The organism is Psychrobacillus sp. FSL H8-0487, assembly GCF_038008385.1.
GTDB classification, from domain to species: Bacteria; Bacillota; Bacilli; order Bacillales_A; family Planococcaceae; genus Psychrobacillus; species Psychrobacillus psychrotolerans.
This window is the reverse complement of the sequence record NZ_JBBOZA010000001.1, coordinates 524,515-541,958: the sequence shown is the minus strand read 5'-3', so window position 1 is coordinate 541,958 and position 17,444 is coordinate 524,515. Positions and strand designations below refer to the sequence as shown.

The window sequence follows — 17,444 nt, the reverse complement described above, 5'->3', positions numbered from 1 at the left end:
TAGGTAGGAGAACCTTATGCACTCATGTTATACGAGTTGCTTCACTAACTTTTTATTTCGTTCTTTAAATACTTCATTGTGTGAGGAGACCATTGCAAATTTGTTAGCATCTGGTTGGATATATTGCTTTGCCTGATTCACTGCATTGGCAGCATCTTGGAATGTCCCGGCTATTAGATTTACTTTGCCTGGATATTGGATGATATCCCCTGCTGCATAAATCCCAGCAACAGATGATTCCCCTCTACTAGTACCTTTCACATAGAAATCATCTGCAATATCAATGGATATTTTACTCTTTTTCAGAAGTTCCGCATCCTGATCATAGCCATGATTAATAATAACCTCATCGACTTCTACTTGAATAACCTCGCCTGTCTCATTGTTAAGAACTGCAACTCGTTCTATCATGTCATGATTTGCATTAGCGAATAGCTTAGTAATCTTCGTATTGAAAAAGCAGGTTACAGAGCTTTCTAGCAACTGAGTTACCTGTGCTTCATGACCATTTAACGAATCTTTACGATAAGTCACATATACTTTTTTGGCAATAGGCTCTAATTCATTTGCCCAATCAATTGCTGCGTTTCCTCCACCTGAGATAATGACTGTCTTATCTTTAAAACGTTGAATTGATTTGACTGTGTAGTTTAAGTTGCTGACCTCGAACCGCTCGGCCCCTTCAATTTCTAGTTTGGTAGGCTTCAAAATCCCACTTCCTACTGCAATAATGATAGTTTTCGAAAAATGTTCCACTCCTGAAGCGGCGTGCAAAACAAAAATACCGTCTTCTCTGCGAGTAATGGACTCTACTTTCTCATTCACTACAACTTCTGGGTCGAACGTTAGTCCTTGTTGAACTAATTGTTCGATTAATCGTTCACCGGAAATTGGAGTCTGGCCACCTACGTCCCAAATCATTTTCTCCGGATACACATGCAACTTTCCACCTAATTGAGGTTGGAACTCTATAATTTTCACTTTCATTTCTCTTAAACCACTATAAAAAGCAGAATACAACCCCGCTGGACCTCCACCAATAACCGTCACATCAAATACATTATGCATTTTTTTAGTCTCCTACCCCTAAAAATTATTTGTTGACATAAGTTGAATAATTAAATATAGTTGCTAATATGATAATGATAATCGTTATCAGTAAATTTAGCAAGAATTAGTTTGGAGGTATTTAAAATGGTTCGTTTATATACGGACGATTTATCCATTGGCTACGGTGAGCAACTGATCGTAAAAGATTTATCTGTACAAATTCCAAATCAGAAAATAACTACAATAATTGGACCTAACGGATGCGGGAAGTCCACCCTGCTTAAAGCTATTACACGTATCATTTCTCATCAGTCTGGTACGGTCGTATTAGATGGTAAAAATGTATCCAAAGAAAACACGAAAGTCCTTGCCAAAAAGATGGCAATTTTACCTCAGACTCCAGAAAGTGCTAGCGGTCTAACAGTAGGTGAATTAGTTTCTTACGGACGCTTCCCATATCAAACAGGTTTTGGTCGGCTTTCTCAAAAGGATTATGAAGTAATAGATTGGGCAATGAAAGTTACAAACACAAGTACTTTTAAGTATTTACCAGTCGATTCTCTTTCTGGCGGTCAACGTCAACGCGTATGGATAGCGATGGCTCTTGCACAAGAGACGGAGATTATTTTTCTTGATGAGCCTACAACTTACCTAGATATGGCGCATCAATTGGAAGTTCTTGAGCTTTTGCAACGCCTAAACAAAGAAGAAAAACGTACTATTGTAATGGTATTACACGATCTAAACCAAGCAGCCCGCTTCGCAGACTATATCGTTGCTTTAAAGGATGGACAAATTGTGAAAGCAGGTCCATGTGAAGAAGTAATTACAAAAGAAGTTTTACGTGGTGTCTTTAATATAGACGCCGAAATTGGAATAGACCCAAGAACAAACAAACCAATGTGTATTACATACGATTTACTAAAGGGAGAATAGACAAATGAATAAATTATTATTGCCATTTACTATCTTATTAGTACTTATCCTCGGTGCTTGCAACAGTGAAACGACAGATACTAAAGGTAGTGAGAAAGAAGAAGCCACTACTATTACATATGAATCGGAAACAGGTCCAGTAGAAGTACCTGCAGACCCACAACGAGTTGTTGTTCTTTCTACCTTTGCAGGTAATGTTGCTGCACTAGATGTAGATTTAGTAGGAGTAGATTCCTGGTCAAAGTCTAATCCAGGATACGATTCGTTCCTAGCAGATGTGGAAGAAGTATCGGAAGAAAATCTTGAAAAGATTATTGAATTAAATCCAGATTTAATAATTGGTCTTTCTACTACTCAAAACTTAGATAAAATTAAAGAAATTGCACCGACAGTCACATTCACTTATGGAAAAGTAGATTATTTGACGCAGCATTTAGAAATAGGAAAACTACTGAATAAAGAACAAGAAGCACAAGCATGGATTGATGATTTCAAAGAACGTTCGGCAGTAGCTGGAGAAGAAATTAAAGCAGTAATTGGAGAAAATGCTACTGTTTCAGTTTTCGAAAACTTTGACAAACAATTATATGTCTTCGGCGATAATTGGGGTCGCGGAACGGAAGTTCTTTATCAAGCAATGGGTCTAAAAATGCCTGACAAAGTAAAAGAAATGGCTTTAGAGGCTGGATATTATGCGTTATCTTTAGAAGTTCTCCCTGAATATTCGGGAGACTATGTGATTTTAAGTAAAGTCGCAGATCAAGATAACTCGTTCCAAGAAACAGATGTTTTTAAAAATATCCCTGCTGTTAAAAACGGCCAACTATTTGAAGCAAATGCAGAAGAATTTTACTTTAATGATCCTATATCATTAGACTATCAATTGGAGTTCTTTAAAGAAAGTTTCTTAAACAATAAGTAATAATAGTGGAGGAATTCTATTGGGATTCCTCCACTATTTTTGTAGAAAGGATAACATGATGAAAACCTCTATTCATTTTAGTTTAAAGTTTGTTATTGGGCTTATTTTATTGGTAGGAATGTTCTGTGTTTCAATGGTTTTTGGCGCAGCTTCGACATCCTTACAAGATGTATGGCAATCAATTTTTACTGGTGTCAAAAGCGATTCTATCAATATATTAAGAGAGCTAAGACTACCTAGAGAAGTTGCAGCAATGTTGGTTGGTGCTGCTTTAGCGGTGTCAGGTGCTATTATGCAAGGTATAACGCGCAATCCCCTCGCCGATCCTGGATTATTAGGATTGACATCGGGTGCGAACGCAGCCCTCGCTATTAGCCTTGCACTAATTCCTGGGATAAATTACTTTGGTATCACTATTGCATGTTTTATAGGAGCTGCAGTTGGTGCAGTGATGGTATTTGGTATTGGGGCAACGAAAAAAGGTGGCTTTTCCCCTCTCCGAATAGTTCTAGCTGGTGCAGCAGTATCCGCGTTTTTGTATGCTGTTGCCGACGGAGTGGGAATCTATTTTAAGATTTCGAAAGATGTCTCTATGTGGACAGCGGGTGGATTAATAGGAACTTCCTGGAGTCAGCTCCAGATGATTACTCCCTTTATCGCTATGGGAATCGTTGTAGCACTTTTACTATCTAGACAGTTAACTATTTTAAGTTTAAATGAAGAAGTAGCAGTCGGACTTGGGCAAAAAACTACTCAAACGAAAACAATTTTATTTATAGTTGTTATTCTACTTGCCGGAGCCTCTGTAGCACTTGTAGGAAATATGGCTTTTGTTGGTTTAATGGTCCCTCATATTGTTCGATCAATAGTTGGAACAGACTACCGTCTAATTATTCCTATGTCCGTTATAGCAGGAGCATTCCTAATGCTTATTGCTGATACAATTGGACGAACTATAAATATTCCGTATGAGACGCCAGTCGCTGCCATTATAGCTATTATGGGATTACCTTTCTTTTTAGTGATCGTTCGTAAAGGAGGGCGTATTTTTCAATGATTCATCGTCAGCAAGTTAAAAAACAACGTATACTTTTTATTGTTTTACTATCGTTGATCGTTATTACTGCTTTTATAAGTGCAGGTATTGGTTATTCTACCCTAACCTTTAATCGTCTATTACCAACTTTTTTAGGGCAAGGCACATTTAAAGAGGAATTTGTTTTGTTCTCTGTTCGCTTACCAAGAATTATCATTACAATTCTTGCTGGAATGGCTTTAGCGCTATCTGGTGCTATTTTACAAAGCATTACACGTAATGATTTAGCAGATCCCGGTATTATTGGGATTAACTCCGGAGCCGGAGTGGCAGTTTCAATTTTCTTCTTATTCATACCGATTCAATCTGGTTCTTTTGTATACTTACTACCTTTAGTGGCATTTGTTGGCGCTTTGATTACTGCAATTTTTATATATATCCTTTCGTATAACCGAGGAACAGGGCTACAGCCAGTTCGATTAATTTTAGTTGGTGTTGGATTCTCTATGGCTCTTTCAGGCTTAATGATTGTCTTTATCTCTTCAGCTGATCGTCAAAAAGTAGACTTCATTGCTAATTGGATGGCAGGGAATATTTGGGGTGCGGATTGGCCATTTATTTTGGCACTTTTACCTTGGCTAATCGTACTTATTCCGTTTACGTTATATAAGGCAAATAAATTAAACTTACTCAACTTAAATGAACCTGTAGCAATTGGCGTAGGTGTTGCAATTGAGAAGGAGCGTATTACCCTTTTATTAGCCGCTGTGGCTCTTGCAGCATCTGCAGTGTCTGTAACTGGAGGAATTGCTTTTGTAGGCTTAATGGCCCCTCATATTGCCAAATCATTAGTTGGACCACGTCATCAATTATTCATCCCTATTTCTATCCTCATTGGCGGTTGGCTCTTGCTATTTGCTGATACTATCGGTCGCAATGTTATCGAACCAAATGGTATACCAGCCGGAGTAGTCGTTGCTTTAATAGGGGCTCCTTACTTTATGTATTTATTGATGAGAAAGTAATTATTTAGTTTACTCTTTTACAATTGGAACTCATTTGCTCAGAAGTTTTTAGAACGTAGCAGTGCAGATTAATAAATAAATGCATTTCCCAGTCCACTAGTAATCTGCAGATGAACGCGAGTATACAATACTGTCGCGCAAGTAAATAATTACACAAAAAAATGGACTACAATTTTTTGTAGTCCATTTTCTTATGATTGAAGGTATTTCCACATTTTCTCTGGGTAGTCCGTGAAAATAGCATCTACCCCAATTTGCTTTAACAAATCTGCATATTTTTCATCATTGACTGTAAAAACACGAACTTTTTTACCACTTGCAATGGCTTCTGCTCCCATTTCCCTAAGAACTGTCGGGAAAAATGCATGTAAGGCATCTGCTCCTACCACTTCAGCATATTTGTGCGGTTCAATCATAACTTCCATAAAGAGTACAGCCGTTTCTATAGGTGGAGCCAATTGTTTAACATTCCGAACCATCTCATGGTTGAACGAGGAGATTACGACACGAGCCTCTAATCGATAATCCTTTAACATTTGTAGCACTGCCTGCTCCATACCTTCATATGGAAAAACGTCAGATTTCAGCTCTATATTTAGATGATGATGTGTATCTTTAAATACATATAGCACTTCTCTTAGCGTGGGGATTGTTTCTTTTTTAAATTCGTGGGAGTACCAAGAACCAAAGTCAAATTTCTTTAATTCAGCTAATGTCATATCTTTGATAAACCCTGTTCCATTGGATGTACGATTGATGGTTTCATCATGTATTACAACCAATTCATGGTCTTTCGTCATATGAACATCGAACTCCACACCATGTATTGGTAGTTTTGCAGCTGCTTTAAAAGCTGCGATTGTGTTTTCTGGATGCGTACCTGAAGAACCTCGATGGGCATAAATTTTCATGGAGCCTACCTCCTTGTACTATATTCACTTTATTATACCTCTTTGTTTTTTGTATAAGAAAGCACAAATCACCAGCTTTTATTCCTCTTCTAAAATGTCTTTCAAAAACTTTTCTCTATTTTGTAAAAAGTATTTCGTCAGTTGAAAATGGTCCGTTTCTTCATATTCTATTTCTGTAATTTCCCCGTTGTCAAAACTTAGAATAACAGCTTCCGGGTAACCTAATAAAATAGGTGAGTGTGTGGCGATGATAAATTGGCTATCATCTTCTTGTACTAAGTCATGTAGAATTCTTAGAAACGCTAGCTGACGTGCTGGTGATAAAGCCGCTTCCGGCTCATCTAGCAAATAAATACCTCTACCTCTAAATCTATTAGAGAAAAGCGAGAAAAATGCCTCTCCATGAGATTGATGGTGTAAGGATTTTCCACCGTATGGACCAGTTCCCAGTGTATCTATATGAGTGGCAAAATTATAAAATGACTCCGCACGAAGAAAAAAGCCATTGGTAACTTTCGGAAGCCAGGAGAGCCTTATATAATCTCCAAGTGATGATTCTGATGCATCTACCTCGTAAAAGTTATTTCTTCCTCCTCCAGCCGTATTGAATTCACATTTATCTGCTATAGCTTCTAACAAAGTAGATTTTCCCGATCCATTTTCTCCTACGAAAAAAGTAACTTTGTTGTGTAAATCTAGTTGATCTAAGTTTTTGATAGATGGTATAGAAAATGGATACTGATTATAAGATGAAATATTATCTCTTTGGAGTTCAATTCTTCTTAAAAACATCCTTTCACCTCAATCCATTATTAGTTTGTTACTATATGTATTAGCTAACTCTTTTATAAATTCATATCCTCTATCTTCGAACGGTTCCATACCCAGGTCTAAGTCTCTCCACGTACTTCCCTGGCTAATACACTAAGAATGGAGAAGTTTATATGCCAATTTAATATTTGCTTTCAGATAAACTGGCAAGTCTGGATTATCTAAAATTTCCTGTGTCGATACCCAATAAACTTCACTCACCTCATCCAGGCATTTAGCATAAGGTATGCCAGATTCATGCTCGCAAAGAAAAACAATGTCTACGACAGTTAAACCCGTATCAGTTACAAATAAAGTACTATTAACATACCTAAGATTGGAAACCTGTACACCCACTTCTTCTGAAATTTCTCTTTTTAGCGTTTCTTCTAATATATTGGAAGATATCCCATCTTTCTCTACCTTACCTCCAACAAGAGATAATAACCCTCCTGCGTGCTCTTCTTTTTCACTCCTTCTTATTAACAGCCACTTATCATTTTGGTAGATTGCCCCTTCAACATTAACGATGAACATTATCTTCCCTCCTCATTTTGTATATTCTATATAGCAAAAGTCTTTTCCTCTATTTGTACCTCTTATCTTGAAGAAATGATTATCCTCTCTGTTCCATTTAATTGAAGGCGCTGTTTAAGAAAAAGGTCAATTAATCGATTATGGATATTTTTATAAGAATTGATTTATACTTTAGAGGATTGATATGAAAAGGAGTAGATTAAATGGAAAAGTTAGCGACATTCTTAATGTTTCAAGATGACAATGCAGAAGAAGCGATGAATTATTACACAAGCCTTATCGAGGATTCTCAAATTACAAGTATTGTTCGTTACGGACCTAATGAATCTGGAAAAGAAGGAACGGTAATGCAGGCTACCTTTACTTTAAAACAGCAAGAATTTATGTGTATTGACAGTCATGTGAAACATCAATTTTCTTTTACTCCTTCAGTTTCAATATTTGTTACATGTGATACGGAAGAGGAACTGAACGATCTTTATCAATCACTCAACGAAGGTGGACAAACACTCATGCCTTTAGGTGACTATGGTTTTAGTAAAAAGTTTGGTTGGCTAAATGACCGTTTCGGAGTTTCATGGCAACTAAATCTCCCAAAATAAAAGAAAAAACTTGTTTTTCTCCTCCTAGTATCAAAAATAATAATATAATTTCTAACGACATGCCTTAGTAAACACAAGAAAAGGGCTTGGAAGTTTGATATGCTCCCAATAAGGTAGACAGATGAAATAATAAAAAATCTGTTTCCTTTATTGGGGGTTTTTTTATGGGTAAAAGTGCTTTTACTGCACAACAAAAGTATGAGGTAATTGTATCTTATGAGAATAGAAAAACTTCAAGTATAGACTTCTGTCGTCAATACAATGTTTCTGACGAAACAATTAAAGAATGGATTTACCAGTTCCAAACATATGGAATGGACGGGCTTAATAATCCTAATGGATGGAAAAGGTATTCTAAAGAAGTGAAACTGGCTGCGGTGCTTGACTGTCTTTCCGGGAACTATTCTCAAACCGAGATTGTACGCAAGTACAAAATTTCCAGTGGCTCAGTGTTACGAAGGTGGATAAAGATTTATAATGATCATAGAGGTTTAAAAGAGATGAAAAGGATGAATAACTCTATGATTAAAGGTCGGTCTACTGCACTTGAAGAACGTTTGGAAATAGTTATGTACTGTTTTCAGAATGGAAAAAATTATCATCAGGCGTCGGAACAGTTCAACGTTTCCTATCAACAGGTGTATCAATGGGTAAAGAAGTTTGAGAAAGAAGGAGAAGACGGACTTAAAGACAGGCGCGGCCGGACTAAGGCAGAGCTAGAATTAACTCCCGATGAGAAGTACCAACGTGATATGAAGAAGTTAGAGAAGGAAAATGAGCGTCTTCGTGCAGAAGTTGCATTTTTAAAAAAGTTAGAGGAACTAGAAAGGAGGCGTTGAAAGAGACGTCCTTAAGCCAAGTTCGATTGACCGATAAATATATAGCCATTCAAGAACTTCATGAGAAAGAGAAATTTTCCATTGTTCTTTTATGTGAGATCTCGAAAATTCAACGTTCTGGCTACTATAAGTGGCTTGATCGCGTCCCTTCGAAAAGTGAGAAGTTGAATGAGGAAATTCTTAAGGAGATATTACTTCTACATAATAAGGTGGATGGTATATATGGTTATCGCCGCATAACGATGAATCTGAGACGTACCTTATCGAAGTCTATTAACCATAAGCGTGTTTACCGACTGATGAAGATTGTCGGAATCCAGGCGGTTATTCGATGTAAGCGCAAGAAGTATAAATCAAGTACACCACGGCACGTGGCTGAAAACGTGTTGGACAGGAATTTCAACTCCGAGAAGCCAAATGAAAAATGGCTGACTGATGTGACCGAAATGAAATACGGAGTCTCACAGAAAGCTTATTTGAGTGCGATTTTGGATTTATATGATGGATCTATTGTGAGCTATGTACTAGGTACTTCCAATAATAATTCATTGGTGTTTAAAACCCTTGATTTAGCTTTGGAAGTTAGCGCAGGAGCAACTCCACTGCTTCACAGTGACCGAGGATATCAATATACTTCCTCTACATTTAAAAGGAAAATAGAGAAAGCAGAAATAGTACAGAGTATGTCAAGAGTAGGACGGTGCATTGATAATGGACCAATGGAAGGATTTTGGGGAACACTGAAATGTGAGAAGTATCATTTAAACAAGTACAGTACGTTTGAAGAGTTGAAGAAAGCTATTGATGAGTATATTCAATTTTATAATACGGAAAGATTACAAAAAAGATTAAACGGCCTTAGTCCCTTAGAATACAGAGCTAAAGCCGCCTAGTGTCTTTTATTTATTTCCACTGTCTATTTGACAGGGGGCAGTTCAGTTCTCCAAGCCCTCTCTATTCTATATCATCAACCTATTTTAACATTGCCTAATTTAGCAAACTTCTTGTATAAAAATGAGTATTACTCACTGTCGTAAATCCAGCTCTTTCATAAATAGACAATGCCTGAGTATTATCAGTTTCTACATCCAAATAGACCGATGTTTTCCCCATACGATTAGCTTCGTTTTTACTCCAGTTTAATAAGGATGTTGCCACACCATTATTACGTGCATTTTCATGAACAGCAAGCCCTGTCACCCAGAGCTTTTCGCCTTCCTCAACTACAGTAACTGTTCCGACTACCTTACCTTGTAAGTAAGCAACCATCAAATGACGATTTGGCGTTTGAGTATTAAAAGCAATTAACACTTTAGATTCTTCTTCCGTGTCGCCAAATGCACTTACTAATACGTCAACGACCTCTGACTCTTCTTTGGTGTATTCTAATACTTCGACTTCACTTTCTATTTCCACTTTTCTCATCGTAGCTGCTACCATTGTTCGCTCTTGAAAATCAAAAGCATATCCAAGTTTATGCAGTAGCTGCTTACCTGCTTCCGAGCTTTCTGGATTTAAAGCGATATCTGAAACAGCTGCTCTTACTTCTAGATTTTTGCCCAATTCTCTTACCAGTCGTTCGCCTATCCCTAATCTCCGAACACCAGGTAGCACAACACTACTCCATTCAAAATCGAGTGTCGCTATTCGATCAATGGACGTTAACACGCCAACCAAACGATCGCTATCGTCCTCATAGGCTAGTATGCAAAAACCCTTTATATAGAAGTCGGATAGCTCTACTACATTTAGTAGAGAGGTATAATCCACTTTATCATTGTTTTCTGCCACAACTAACAATTCCGTTATTTCTTCCATTGTCTCCTCGTCTAAAGGAAAGGACACAGTCATTATAGATATATTCATTTATTTCTCCTTAAGTCTTTGAATTCGTTAACATACTATAATATTTGCCTTTCTTTTGCAACAACTCATCTTGTGTACCCGACTCGATTAGTTTTCCAGCTTCCATCACGAATATTAAATCAGCTTGGCGTATCGTATTTAGTCGATGGGCTATTACAAAACTCGTTCTTCCCTCCATTAGTCGTTCAAGTGCCTCTTGGATTTTCATCTCGGTCACAGTATCTATACTCGATGTTGCTTCATCTAATAATAGTATTGCTGGATCTGCAATTAGCGCTCGTGCAATGGATAATAACTGCTTTTGACCTTGACTAATTTCGCCACCATCAGCTGATAAAATGGTGTCATAGCCATGTGGTAATTTCATGATGAAATCATGTGCATTCGCTTCTTTAGCAGCGTGTAACACTTCTTCATCCGTAGCATTTAATTTGCCATATCTAATATTTTCTCTTACCGTCATTTCGAACAAAAACGGATCCTGTAAAACAAATGCCGTTTGACTTCGTAGAGTATGTCTAGGCAACTCATCGATAGAAATCCCGTCTACTAATATGCGTCCACCATTTACTTCATAAAAACGCGCTAGCAGCTGCATAATGGTCGTTTTTCCAGCTCCTGTTGCGCCAACTAATGCGGCAGTTTTCCCTGAATCCACATGAAAAGATACATTGGAAATAGTCGGAGACTCATCATCTTTGTTGTAATAAAACGTTACATCTTCAAATGTTACATTTCCTTTCAATACATAATCTGCATTGTCTAGAGCAGCGTCGTCTTCAATTGGCTCATCCATAATAGCAAAAACACGTTCCGCACCTGCAATTGCAGACAATACCGTATTGAATTGGTTAGCTAAATCATTTAATGGACGAGTAAACTGCCTTGAATACTCCGTAAAAATAACAATCTCTCCTATTGTCACATGCCCATAATAGGCTAATAACCCACCTACAGCAGCAACTAGTGTAAAACTTGTATTATTCAATAAGTTCATCACTTTTGGTATAAAACCGGAGTAAGTTAAAGCCCAAAATCCAGTTCTCTTTAAGCGTTCACTTTTAATAGCAAACTCTTCGAGCATTCTTCCTTCTTGTGAGAAGGCTTTTACAATTCGTTGACCAGAAATTGTTTCTTCAATCATTCCATTTAGTTCACCGACTGCTTTTTGCTGTTCCTTAAATAATTTTGAGGTACGCTTCGTTATCCATCTCATTGCAAAATACATAAAAGGTACAATGATAAGCGTCACTAAGGTCATAAGCGGACTCAATAAAAGCATGACAACTGTTGTCCCAACCAAAGTTAGAATACTTGAAAATACTTGGATAAAGGACGAATTTAAAGTTTGACTAACGTTTTCAATATCATTTGTCATACGACTCATTAACTCGCCGTGCTGGCGTTTATCAAAAAAGGACACGGGGAGCTTCTGTAAATGTTCAAATAATCCTGTACGAAGTCTAAATATTGTTTGCTGAGAAATGCCGATCATCCAATAACTTTGCAAATAAGTAGCAATAGAGAAAAACAAGTAAACGAAAAGTAATACTCCAATTATTTTGGAAAGACCGACAAATATACTTTTGGAGATATGGTCATCCACAATTACTCCGATTAGATATGGTCCAACTAAAGCTAATGCCGAGCTGACAACTACCATCAGAAGAACGATGACTAATAGAAAACGTTGTTCGTCTACTAAATTCCAAATCCCCTTTAAAACACCCTTCCAATCGGAAGCTTTATCCACCTTCTTTTTATGGTCTTTCTGTAAATCTTCTTTAGTAATAATAGGCTCATAGCCGAAAGGTTTACGAATGAAGTTCATCATGTTCGCCCCCCTCTTGTTGTGATTCCGCTATTGCTTTATAAAGAGTGGAGTCCTTCATCAACTCATCATGAGTTCCATAAGCAGATACCTGGCCCTCTTCTAATAGTAAAATATGATCTGCGCCCTTTGCAGTTCGGATTTTCTGGGTAATAACAAGCATCGTTGCATTTTCTTCTTCAAGAGCTTCCCACAACGCATTTTCTGTTGAAACATCTAATGCACTTGTACTATCATCTAATAATAATATTTCTGGTTTCCTTACGAGTGCACGTGCAATGGATAATCTCTGTTTCTGACCTCCAGAGAGATTGACTCCCTTTTGCCCTACTCTCGTATTATATTGGTCTGGGAATTGTTCGATAGATTCATGAATTTGCGCTTGGTTAGCTGCTTCTCTCAGCAACTCTTCCGTCGCCGCCTGATCTCCCCAACCAAGATTTTCTTCTATACTTCCCGTAAAAAGAATAGATTGTTGAGGAACAAGTCCAATTATCTTTCTTAACTCTTTAAGTGGCCATTCTTTAACATCGATTCCGTCTATTAATATAGTTCCTTCTGTTGTATCGAAAAACCTAGGGATTAAATTGAGAAGCGTTGATTTTCCAGAACCAGTAGCTCCCATAATTGCAAGCTTGGATCCTGGTTGCACTTTAAAGGAGACGTCTTTTAATACAGGTAAATCTGTCGTTGGGTAATGAAATGACACATGCTGAAACTCAATTTCTCCTATTCCCGGAGGCGTCCCTTCTGAGTCTTCATTAATAATTTCAATGCCCTCCTCGACCTTGAGCACTTCCTCCATCCGTTCCGATGATGCTTTTGCTCTAGAGAAGAAAATAATAATGAAAGCAAACATAGAAAAGGCACCTGTCATACGCATCGCATAGTTAATAATAGCTACTAGCTCCCCTAATTCCACGTCACCCGTTTGAATTTCTTTTGCTCCAAACCATAATACTGCCAATAAGCTGACATTCATTACAAAGAGCAATACAGGTAGTATTAACTCCATGATACGGAATGCTTTAACATTATCCACTTTTAAGTTATCTGCAACAGATGCAAAACGACTTGACTCAAAATTACCACGCAAATATGCTTTTATTAAACGTACCGCCTGTAAATTTTCTTGTATTTTCCTTGTGACCTGGTCTACCCTTTTTTGAACTTTACTAAATAATTTCAAGCCATTCCTACTCATTATGTATAAGAATACAACTAAAAATGGAGCACCTATTACTAAGAACATAGCCAAGTATGGATTCACTATAAAGGACATAATAATACTTCCCACGACTAGTAAAGGCGCTCGAAGCATAATACGTAATCCCATAAAAATTAAATTTTGTGTAATTGTCACATCAGTAGTTAAACGTGTGATTAAACTAGCTGTTGGAAACTTTAAAAAAGTAGCCATTGTAAAGGCTTGCACTTTTTTAAATAATGCCTGACGTATATCAAACCCATAACTTTGCACAATATGAGAAGCGATATATGTATTAATAATTCCTGCTAAGAATGCCAAAAAAGATATCCCGAGCATGATACTTCCCCAAAGAATAATAGCTTGCTGGTCCTCAGCCAAAATACCATCATCAATAATAATAGCAATTAGCAATGGTTGAACAAGCTCTACGGAAAGCTCTACTAACATCAACACTAAAGCGACAATAACCAATATTTTATATGGAGATAAATAAGAAAGAATTGTCTTCAAAATTAAAACACCCCTAGATTCTTCGATACTCGAATTAATTCTTGTAAAACCTATTATGCCATAAACTCTTCTGAAGACATAGAAAAAGATGACTTAATATTTTGAAAGTCATCCTTTACTTTTACGCATCCATTTAATTTCTCCTGCAATAGAGAGCCAGGTGACAAATAGAAGCATAATAATTACTCCAATATATTGCCATGATCCAAGTATTTGTCCAAACCAGAATACCGATATAATCATCGCGGTTAATGGCTCAATGCTAGAAAGTATACTTGTTTCCACTGCTGTTATGTATTTCATACTCGACAAAAACAAGATAAACGCAATGGTTCCTATTAATATAATAATTACGACGATCAAGTTTATAGGAAATACAGTAAGGTGAGTCCATTCATCTGATTTCCATACTTGGGTAACTCCTGCTAGCACTACCCCTCCTACTAACATTCCCCAACCTACAATAAGAAGAACTCCCCACTCTTTCATTAATCGAGCGGGATAGACGGTATAAATGGAAAAAGCTACACCTACAGCTAAGCCCCAAAGTAAAGCTTCTTTACTTATTAATAATACCTTCACATTTGCATTCGTTAACAACAAAAACAAACCGATTAGCGTGCCGATAATACCTATAATCTGATATTTAGGTGGAAATATTTTGTTCTTCCAAGATAAAAATAAAATGATATAGACAGGTCCTAGAAACTGAAGCAGTGTAGCGATTGATGCATTACTTGCTTCAATTGCAGCAACAAATGTGTATTGAACACCTAACATTCCTAGCACGCTGAAAACAACTAATTGTTTAAGCCAACTAATATCTGTCCATATCAGAAATATTTTCTTACCAGTTATGGCGAGAAAAAATAGTATGCATAAACCAGCCGTTATTAAGCGGACCGTCAAAAAAAAGGAAACGGACAGATTTGTATTATTTAATATCCATTCCATCATGGGTCCGGTTGCGCCCCATAGTATAGACCCAAGAATTATAAGCAGTATACCTTTGGACCTTGTAAAATCATTTTTTATCAATTAAACACACCACTTTCGAAAGTACTTTTTACCCACCTGTTTATAAATAAATGAATATATGGTATTATACTAATGACTTTTAGAAACGAAATAAAAAAAATATTAGACTATTTAAGGAGGCCCTGTATATGTTTCTCAAGGAAGAATCTTTAGACCTAGGCAACACCTTTTTTAAACATTTGCCGACACCGAGTTTTATGACGGACAACAAAGGCAAGATCGTCTGGTGTAGCCAAGAAGCAGTAAAACAATTAGGTTACTCTATTAATGATTTACAAGACATGGATGTACCATTTTTTACAGACTATACACAAGGTCACATAACTGCAAATTGGGAAACTATTTTACAAACAGAGGATCCCTTTGAGATTAGTCCTGTAGTTCTATATTCAAAAGATAGAATAGCTATAAAAACTTCCATCGTAGCAAAGTCTTTTTCATGGCAAGACACGCGCTATGTATTATTTCAGATTAAAACAGATACAAAGGATCTCATGGAAGCATCTTCTTTTCATGAGCTTCAACTCATAAAAAAAGGATTGTCTAATTCCTACATGATCGTCTATATAGATCCCGAGGGACTAATCATGCATGCGAATGATAAGTTTTTGAAAAAGAGTGCCTGGACTCCTAAACGAATTGTCGGAAAATCATTTTGGCAGTTACTCCCGGACACCCCTGAACATATGGCAATTGGGAACCAAATAATTACGCGTCTTCGAGATGGAAAAGTATTTCAAGGATCCGTGGAGAAAATTACAAAAGACGGAACTACTTTTTGGGTGAATTTACTCGCTATTCCAGTCCACAATACTCAAAATAATACTCCTTACTTTTTATTATTGGAAGATGAAATAACAGAAAAAAAATTAATGCAGACTAAACTTGAACAAATAGCTTATGTAGATACAGAAACAGGTTTGCTAAGCAGACATCGTCTAGAAGAAGTAGTAAATGAATATATTAATGAAAAAAAATCATTTTCTTTTGTGTTCATTGGCATTGATCAATTTTATACGTTAAAAGAAATTTTTAATGATCAAACGGAAACAAAAATGTTGAATGAGTTCACTAAACGATTAAAAATCTACTTTGAAGATTCTATTATAGCAAGATCTGGTAGAGATGATTTTGCAATAGTTACTCCTTTAAGTGACTGGTATATACAAGGATTTGCCAATTATTTAAAGCAAAATCCAATCTATTTAGACAGCAAAATAATCCCGATTACTGTTAGTGGAGCAATTACAAGGTATCCGGAAGATCAGCAATCTTACCTCCATTTGTTAAAAGCAACTACTAATACAATTCAAAAGGTTAAATTAGAGGGAGGCAGTATGATTGCGACTCTTTCCAAATCTGACCATTCAAAACTTTCTCGTAAGGTTCAAATTGAAAAACGATTATTAGAAGCATTGAATCATCGTGATTTACATGTCATGTTCTTGCCTCAACAAGATGTCAAAACTGGAGCAATAACTTCTGTAGAGGCATTAGTTAGATGGGAAGATAGTGTATTGGGCACGGTCTCACCAGAGGAACTAATTCCTATCGCTGAGGAAACAGGATTGATCAATGAGATTGGTCAGTTTATGTTAGAAAAGTCTTGTGAGCAAGCTGCTATTTGGGCTCAAAAAGGAATGCCTATCAAAGTGAGCTTTAACTCTTCTATTCGCGAATTTAGAGATAAAAATATGGTAAAGACCATTCGAAAAGTACTTGAAAAGTACAAATGTTCTCCAGAACTTATCCAAATCGAGTTTACGGAAAAATTTGCACTCGAAGCAGAGGCAGAAAAAGCAATTGTTCAGCAAATACAGAAGCTGCAGCAAGATGGAATCGTCTTTGTGTTGGATGACTTTGGGACCGGCTATGCTTCTTTACGATACTTGCAAATGTTACCAATTGGGAAGTTGAAGATTGACAAATCTTTCATAAATTCTGTAACTAAACAAGAAAAACTCGAGAAGCTTGTTCAAGGTTTGGTGCAATTTGGCCAATCATTAGACCTTCAAGTGGTCGCGGAAGGTGTTGAAAGTGCTGAACAGTTTGCTCTACTTAAACGAGTCGGCTGTGACGCAGTCCAAGGCTATTACATTAGCCCGCCAATTTCCGCAGAAGAAGTAGAAAAGATGCTATAAAATAGGAAACATTTAAAGAGTCTGTCCCCAGGGCAGACTCTTTTTTACATTATTTTTTTGGTAACTTACTTGCGGTAGCTGAGCATTTACTCGCTGTATTCATTCGGTTACTCGCTTTCGTTCTTCGATTACCAGCGCTCATTGGTGATATACTCGCGGACTTGAAAATTTAAAAACCGC

Annotated in this window: 15 protein-coding genes; 7 read left to right on the top strand and 8 right to left on the bottom strand. The window is 37.0% G+C overall.

Annotated elements, in window-relative coordinates; all coding sequences use genetic code 11:
- Window positions 1-27: 27 nt before the first annotated feature.
- Window positions 28-1,068 carry an NAD(P)/FAD-dependent oxidoreductase gene (locus MHI47_RS02675; RefSeq protein WP_093535915.1) on the bottom strand — a complete coding sequence of 347 codons (1,041 nt, stop codon included), beginning with the start codon at window positions 1,066-1,068 and terminating at the stop codon, window positions 28-30.
- Window positions 1,069-1,194: 126 nt separating this feature from the next.
- On the opposite strand from MHI47_RS02675, the gene MHI47_RS02670 reads away from it, so the two are divergent.
- Genes MHI47_RS02670 through MHI47_RS02655 form a run of 4 tightly spaced genes read left to right on the top strand, consistent with a single transcriptional unit; the run spans window position 1,195 to window position 4,969 of the window.
- Complete coding sequence (locus MHI47_RS02670) at window positions 1,195-1,986, top strand: ABC transporter ATP-binding protein (protein ID WP_093535917.1); 792 nt, start codon at window positions 1,195-1,197, stop codon at window positions 1,984-1,986.
- Between the two features lie 4 nt (window positions 1,987-1,990).
- Window positions 1,991-2,908, top strand: coding sequence for an iron-hydroxamate ABC transporter substrate-binding protein (locus MHI47_RS02665; RefSeq protein WP_340829374.1), 918 nt, complete (start codon window positions 1,991-1,993; stop codon window positions 2,906-2,908).
- 55 nt (window positions 2,909-2,963) lie between these two features.
- Window positions 2,964-3,965, top strand: a complete 1,002-nt coding sequence (locus MHI47_RS02660; RefSeq protein ID WP_340761408.1) for a FecCD family ABC transporter permease — start codon at window positions 2,964-2,966, stop codon at window positions 3,963-3,965.
- Complete coding sequence (locus MHI47_RS02655; RefSeq protein WP_093535921.1) at window positions 3,962-4,969, top strand: FecCD family ABC transporter permease; 1,008 nt, start codon at window positions 3,962-3,964, stop codon at window positions 4,967-4,969. Before MHI47_RS02660 ends, MHI47_RS02655 begins: the two co-directional genes overlap by 4 nt.
- Before the next feature lie 191 nt (window positions 4,970-5,160).
- Here the strand turns inward: MHI47_RS02655 and MHI47_RS02650 are convergent, their stop codons facing one another.
- The 3 genes from MHI47_RS02650 to MHI47_RS02640 form a co-directional block, all read right to left on the bottom strand.
- Window positions 5,161-5,880, bottom strand: coding sequence for a glycerophosphodiester phosphodiesterase (locus MHI47_RS02650; RefSeq protein WP_340829372.1), 720 nt, complete (start codon window positions 5,878-5,880; stop codon window positions 5,161-5,163).
- 78 nt (window positions 5,881-5,958) lie between these two features.
- A complete protein-coding gene (locus tag MHI47_RS02645) occupies window positions 5,959-6,672 on the bottom strand; it encodes an AAA family ATPase (protein WP_093535925.1) in 714 nt (237 codons plus the stop codon).
- 132 nt (window positions 6,673-6,804) lie between these two features.
- Complete coding sequence (locus tag MHI47_RS02640; RefSeq protein ID WP_093535927.1) at window positions 6,805-7,227, bottom strand: NUDIX hydrolase; 423 nt, start codon at window positions 7,225-7,227, stop codon at window positions 6,805-6,807.
- Window positions 7,228-7,430: 203 nt separating this feature from the next.
- Between MHI47_RS02640 and MHI47_RS02635 the strand changes: the two genes are divergently transcribed.
- Entirely contained in the window at window positions 7,431-7,829 is a 399-nt protein-coding gene (locus MHI47_RS02635) for a VOC family protein (protein ID WP_340768168.1), read from the top strand.
- A 164-nt stretch (window positions 7,830-7,993) separates the two neighbouring features.
- Window positions 7,994-9,561 (top strand): IS3 family transposase gene (locus MHI47_RS02630; RefSeq protein WP_340829369.1). Its coding sequence is split into 2 segments (ribosomal slippage): window positions 7,994-8,633 and window positions 8,633-9,561, totalling 1,569 coding nucleotides; the frame shifts between segments, so codons are not numbered across the junction.
- Between the two features lie 94 nt (window positions 9,562-9,655).
- Here MHI47_RS02630 and MHI47_RS02625 read toward each other — a convergent pair.
- The 4 genes from MHI47_RS02625 to MHI47_RS02610 all read right to left on the bottom strand — a co-directional run bounded on the left by MHI47_RS02625 (window position 9,656) and on the right by MHI47_RS02610 (window position 15,120).
- Window positions 9,656-10,534: a GNAT family N-acetyltransferase gene (locus MHI47_RS02625; RefSeq protein WP_340829367.1), complete on the bottom strand. Its 879-nt coding sequence runs from the start codon at window positions 10,532-10,534 to the stop codon at window positions 9,656-9,658.
- A 10-nt stretch (window positions 10,535-10,544) separates the two neighbouring features.
- Complete coding sequence (locus MHI47_RS02620; RefSeq protein WP_139219906.1) at window positions 10,545-12,365, bottom strand: ABC transporter ATP-binding protein; 1,821 nt, start codon at window positions 12,363-12,365, stop codon at window positions 10,545-10,547.
- The gene (locus MHI47_RS02615) at window positions 12,349-14,085 is read right to left on the bottom strand and encodes an ABC transporter ATP-binding protein (protein ID WP_340829363.1); all 1,737 of its coding nucleotides are present in this window, start codon (window positions 14,083-14,085) and stop codon (window positions 12,349-12,351) included. Before MHI47_RS02615 ends, MHI47_RS02620 begins: the two co-directional genes overlap by 17 nt.
- A 108-nt stretch (window positions 14,086-14,193) precedes the next feature.
- A complete protein-coding gene (locus MHI47_RS02610; RefSeq protein ID WP_340831991.1) occupies window positions 14,194-15,120 on the bottom strand; it encodes a DMT family transporter in 927 nt (308 codons plus the stop codon).
- A gap of 131 nt (window positions 15,121-15,251) precedes the next feature.
- Here MHI47_RS02610 and MHI47_RS02605 point away from each other — a divergent pair, with 131 nt between their 5' ends.
- Window positions 15,252-17,264: an EAL domain-containing protein gene (locus MHI47_RS02605; protein WP_093535937.1), complete on the top strand. Its 2,013-nt coding sequence runs from the start codon at window positions 15,252-15,254 to the stop codon at window positions 17,262-17,264.
- Window positions 17,265-17,444 lie beyond the last annotated feature (180 nt).

Bases quoted from the DNA above. Each gene is read 5' to 3' on its own strand.
- MHI47_RS02675 (WP_093535915.1), bottom strand. From the start codon at position 1,068: ATGCATAATGTATTTGATGTGACGGTTATTGGTGGAGGTCCAGCGGGG.
- MHI47_RS02670 (WP_093535917.1), top strand. From the start codon at position 1,195: ATGGTTCGTTTATATACGGACGATTTATCCATTGGCTACGGTGAGCAA.
- MHI47_RS02665 (WP_340829374.1), top strand. From the start codon at position 1,991: ATGAATAAATTATTATTGCCATTTACTATCTTATTAGTACTTATCCTC.
- MHI47_RS02660 (WP_340761408.1), top strand. From the start codon at position 2,964: ATGATGAAAACCTCTATTCATTTTAGTTTAAAGTTTGTTATTGGGCTT.
- MHI47_RS02655 (WP_093535921.1), top strand. From the start codon at position 3,962: ATGATTCATCGTCAGCAAGTTAAAAAACAACGTATACTTTTTATTGTT.
- MHI47_RS02650 (WP_340829372.1), bottom strand. From the start codon at position 5,880: ATGAAAATTTATGCCCATCGAGGTTCTTCAGGTACGCATCCAGAAAAC.
- MHI47_RS02645 (WP_093535925.1), bottom strand. From the start codon at position 6,672: ATGTTTTTAAGAAGAATTGAACTCCAAAGAGATAATATTTCATCTTAT.
- MHI47_RS02640 (WP_093535927.1), bottom strand. From the start codon at position 7,227: ATGTTCATCGTTAATGTTGAAGGGGCAATCTACCAAAATGATAAGTGG.
- MHI47_RS02635 (WP_340768168.1), top strand. From the start codon at position 7,431: ATGGAAAAGTTAGCGACATTCTTAATGTTTCAAGATGACAATGCAGAA.
- MHI47_RS02625 (WP_340829367.1), bottom strand. From the start codon at position 10,534: ATGAATATATCTATAATGACTGTGTCCTTTCCTTTAGACGAGGAGACA.
- MHI47_RS02620 (WP_139219906.1), bottom strand. From the start codon at position 12,365: ATGAACTTCATTCGTAAACCTTTCGGCTATGAGCCTATTATTACTAAA.
- MHI47_RS02605 (WP_093535937.1), top strand. From the start codon at position 15,252: ATGTTTCTCAAGGAAGAATCTTTAGACCTAGGCAACACCTTTTTTAAA.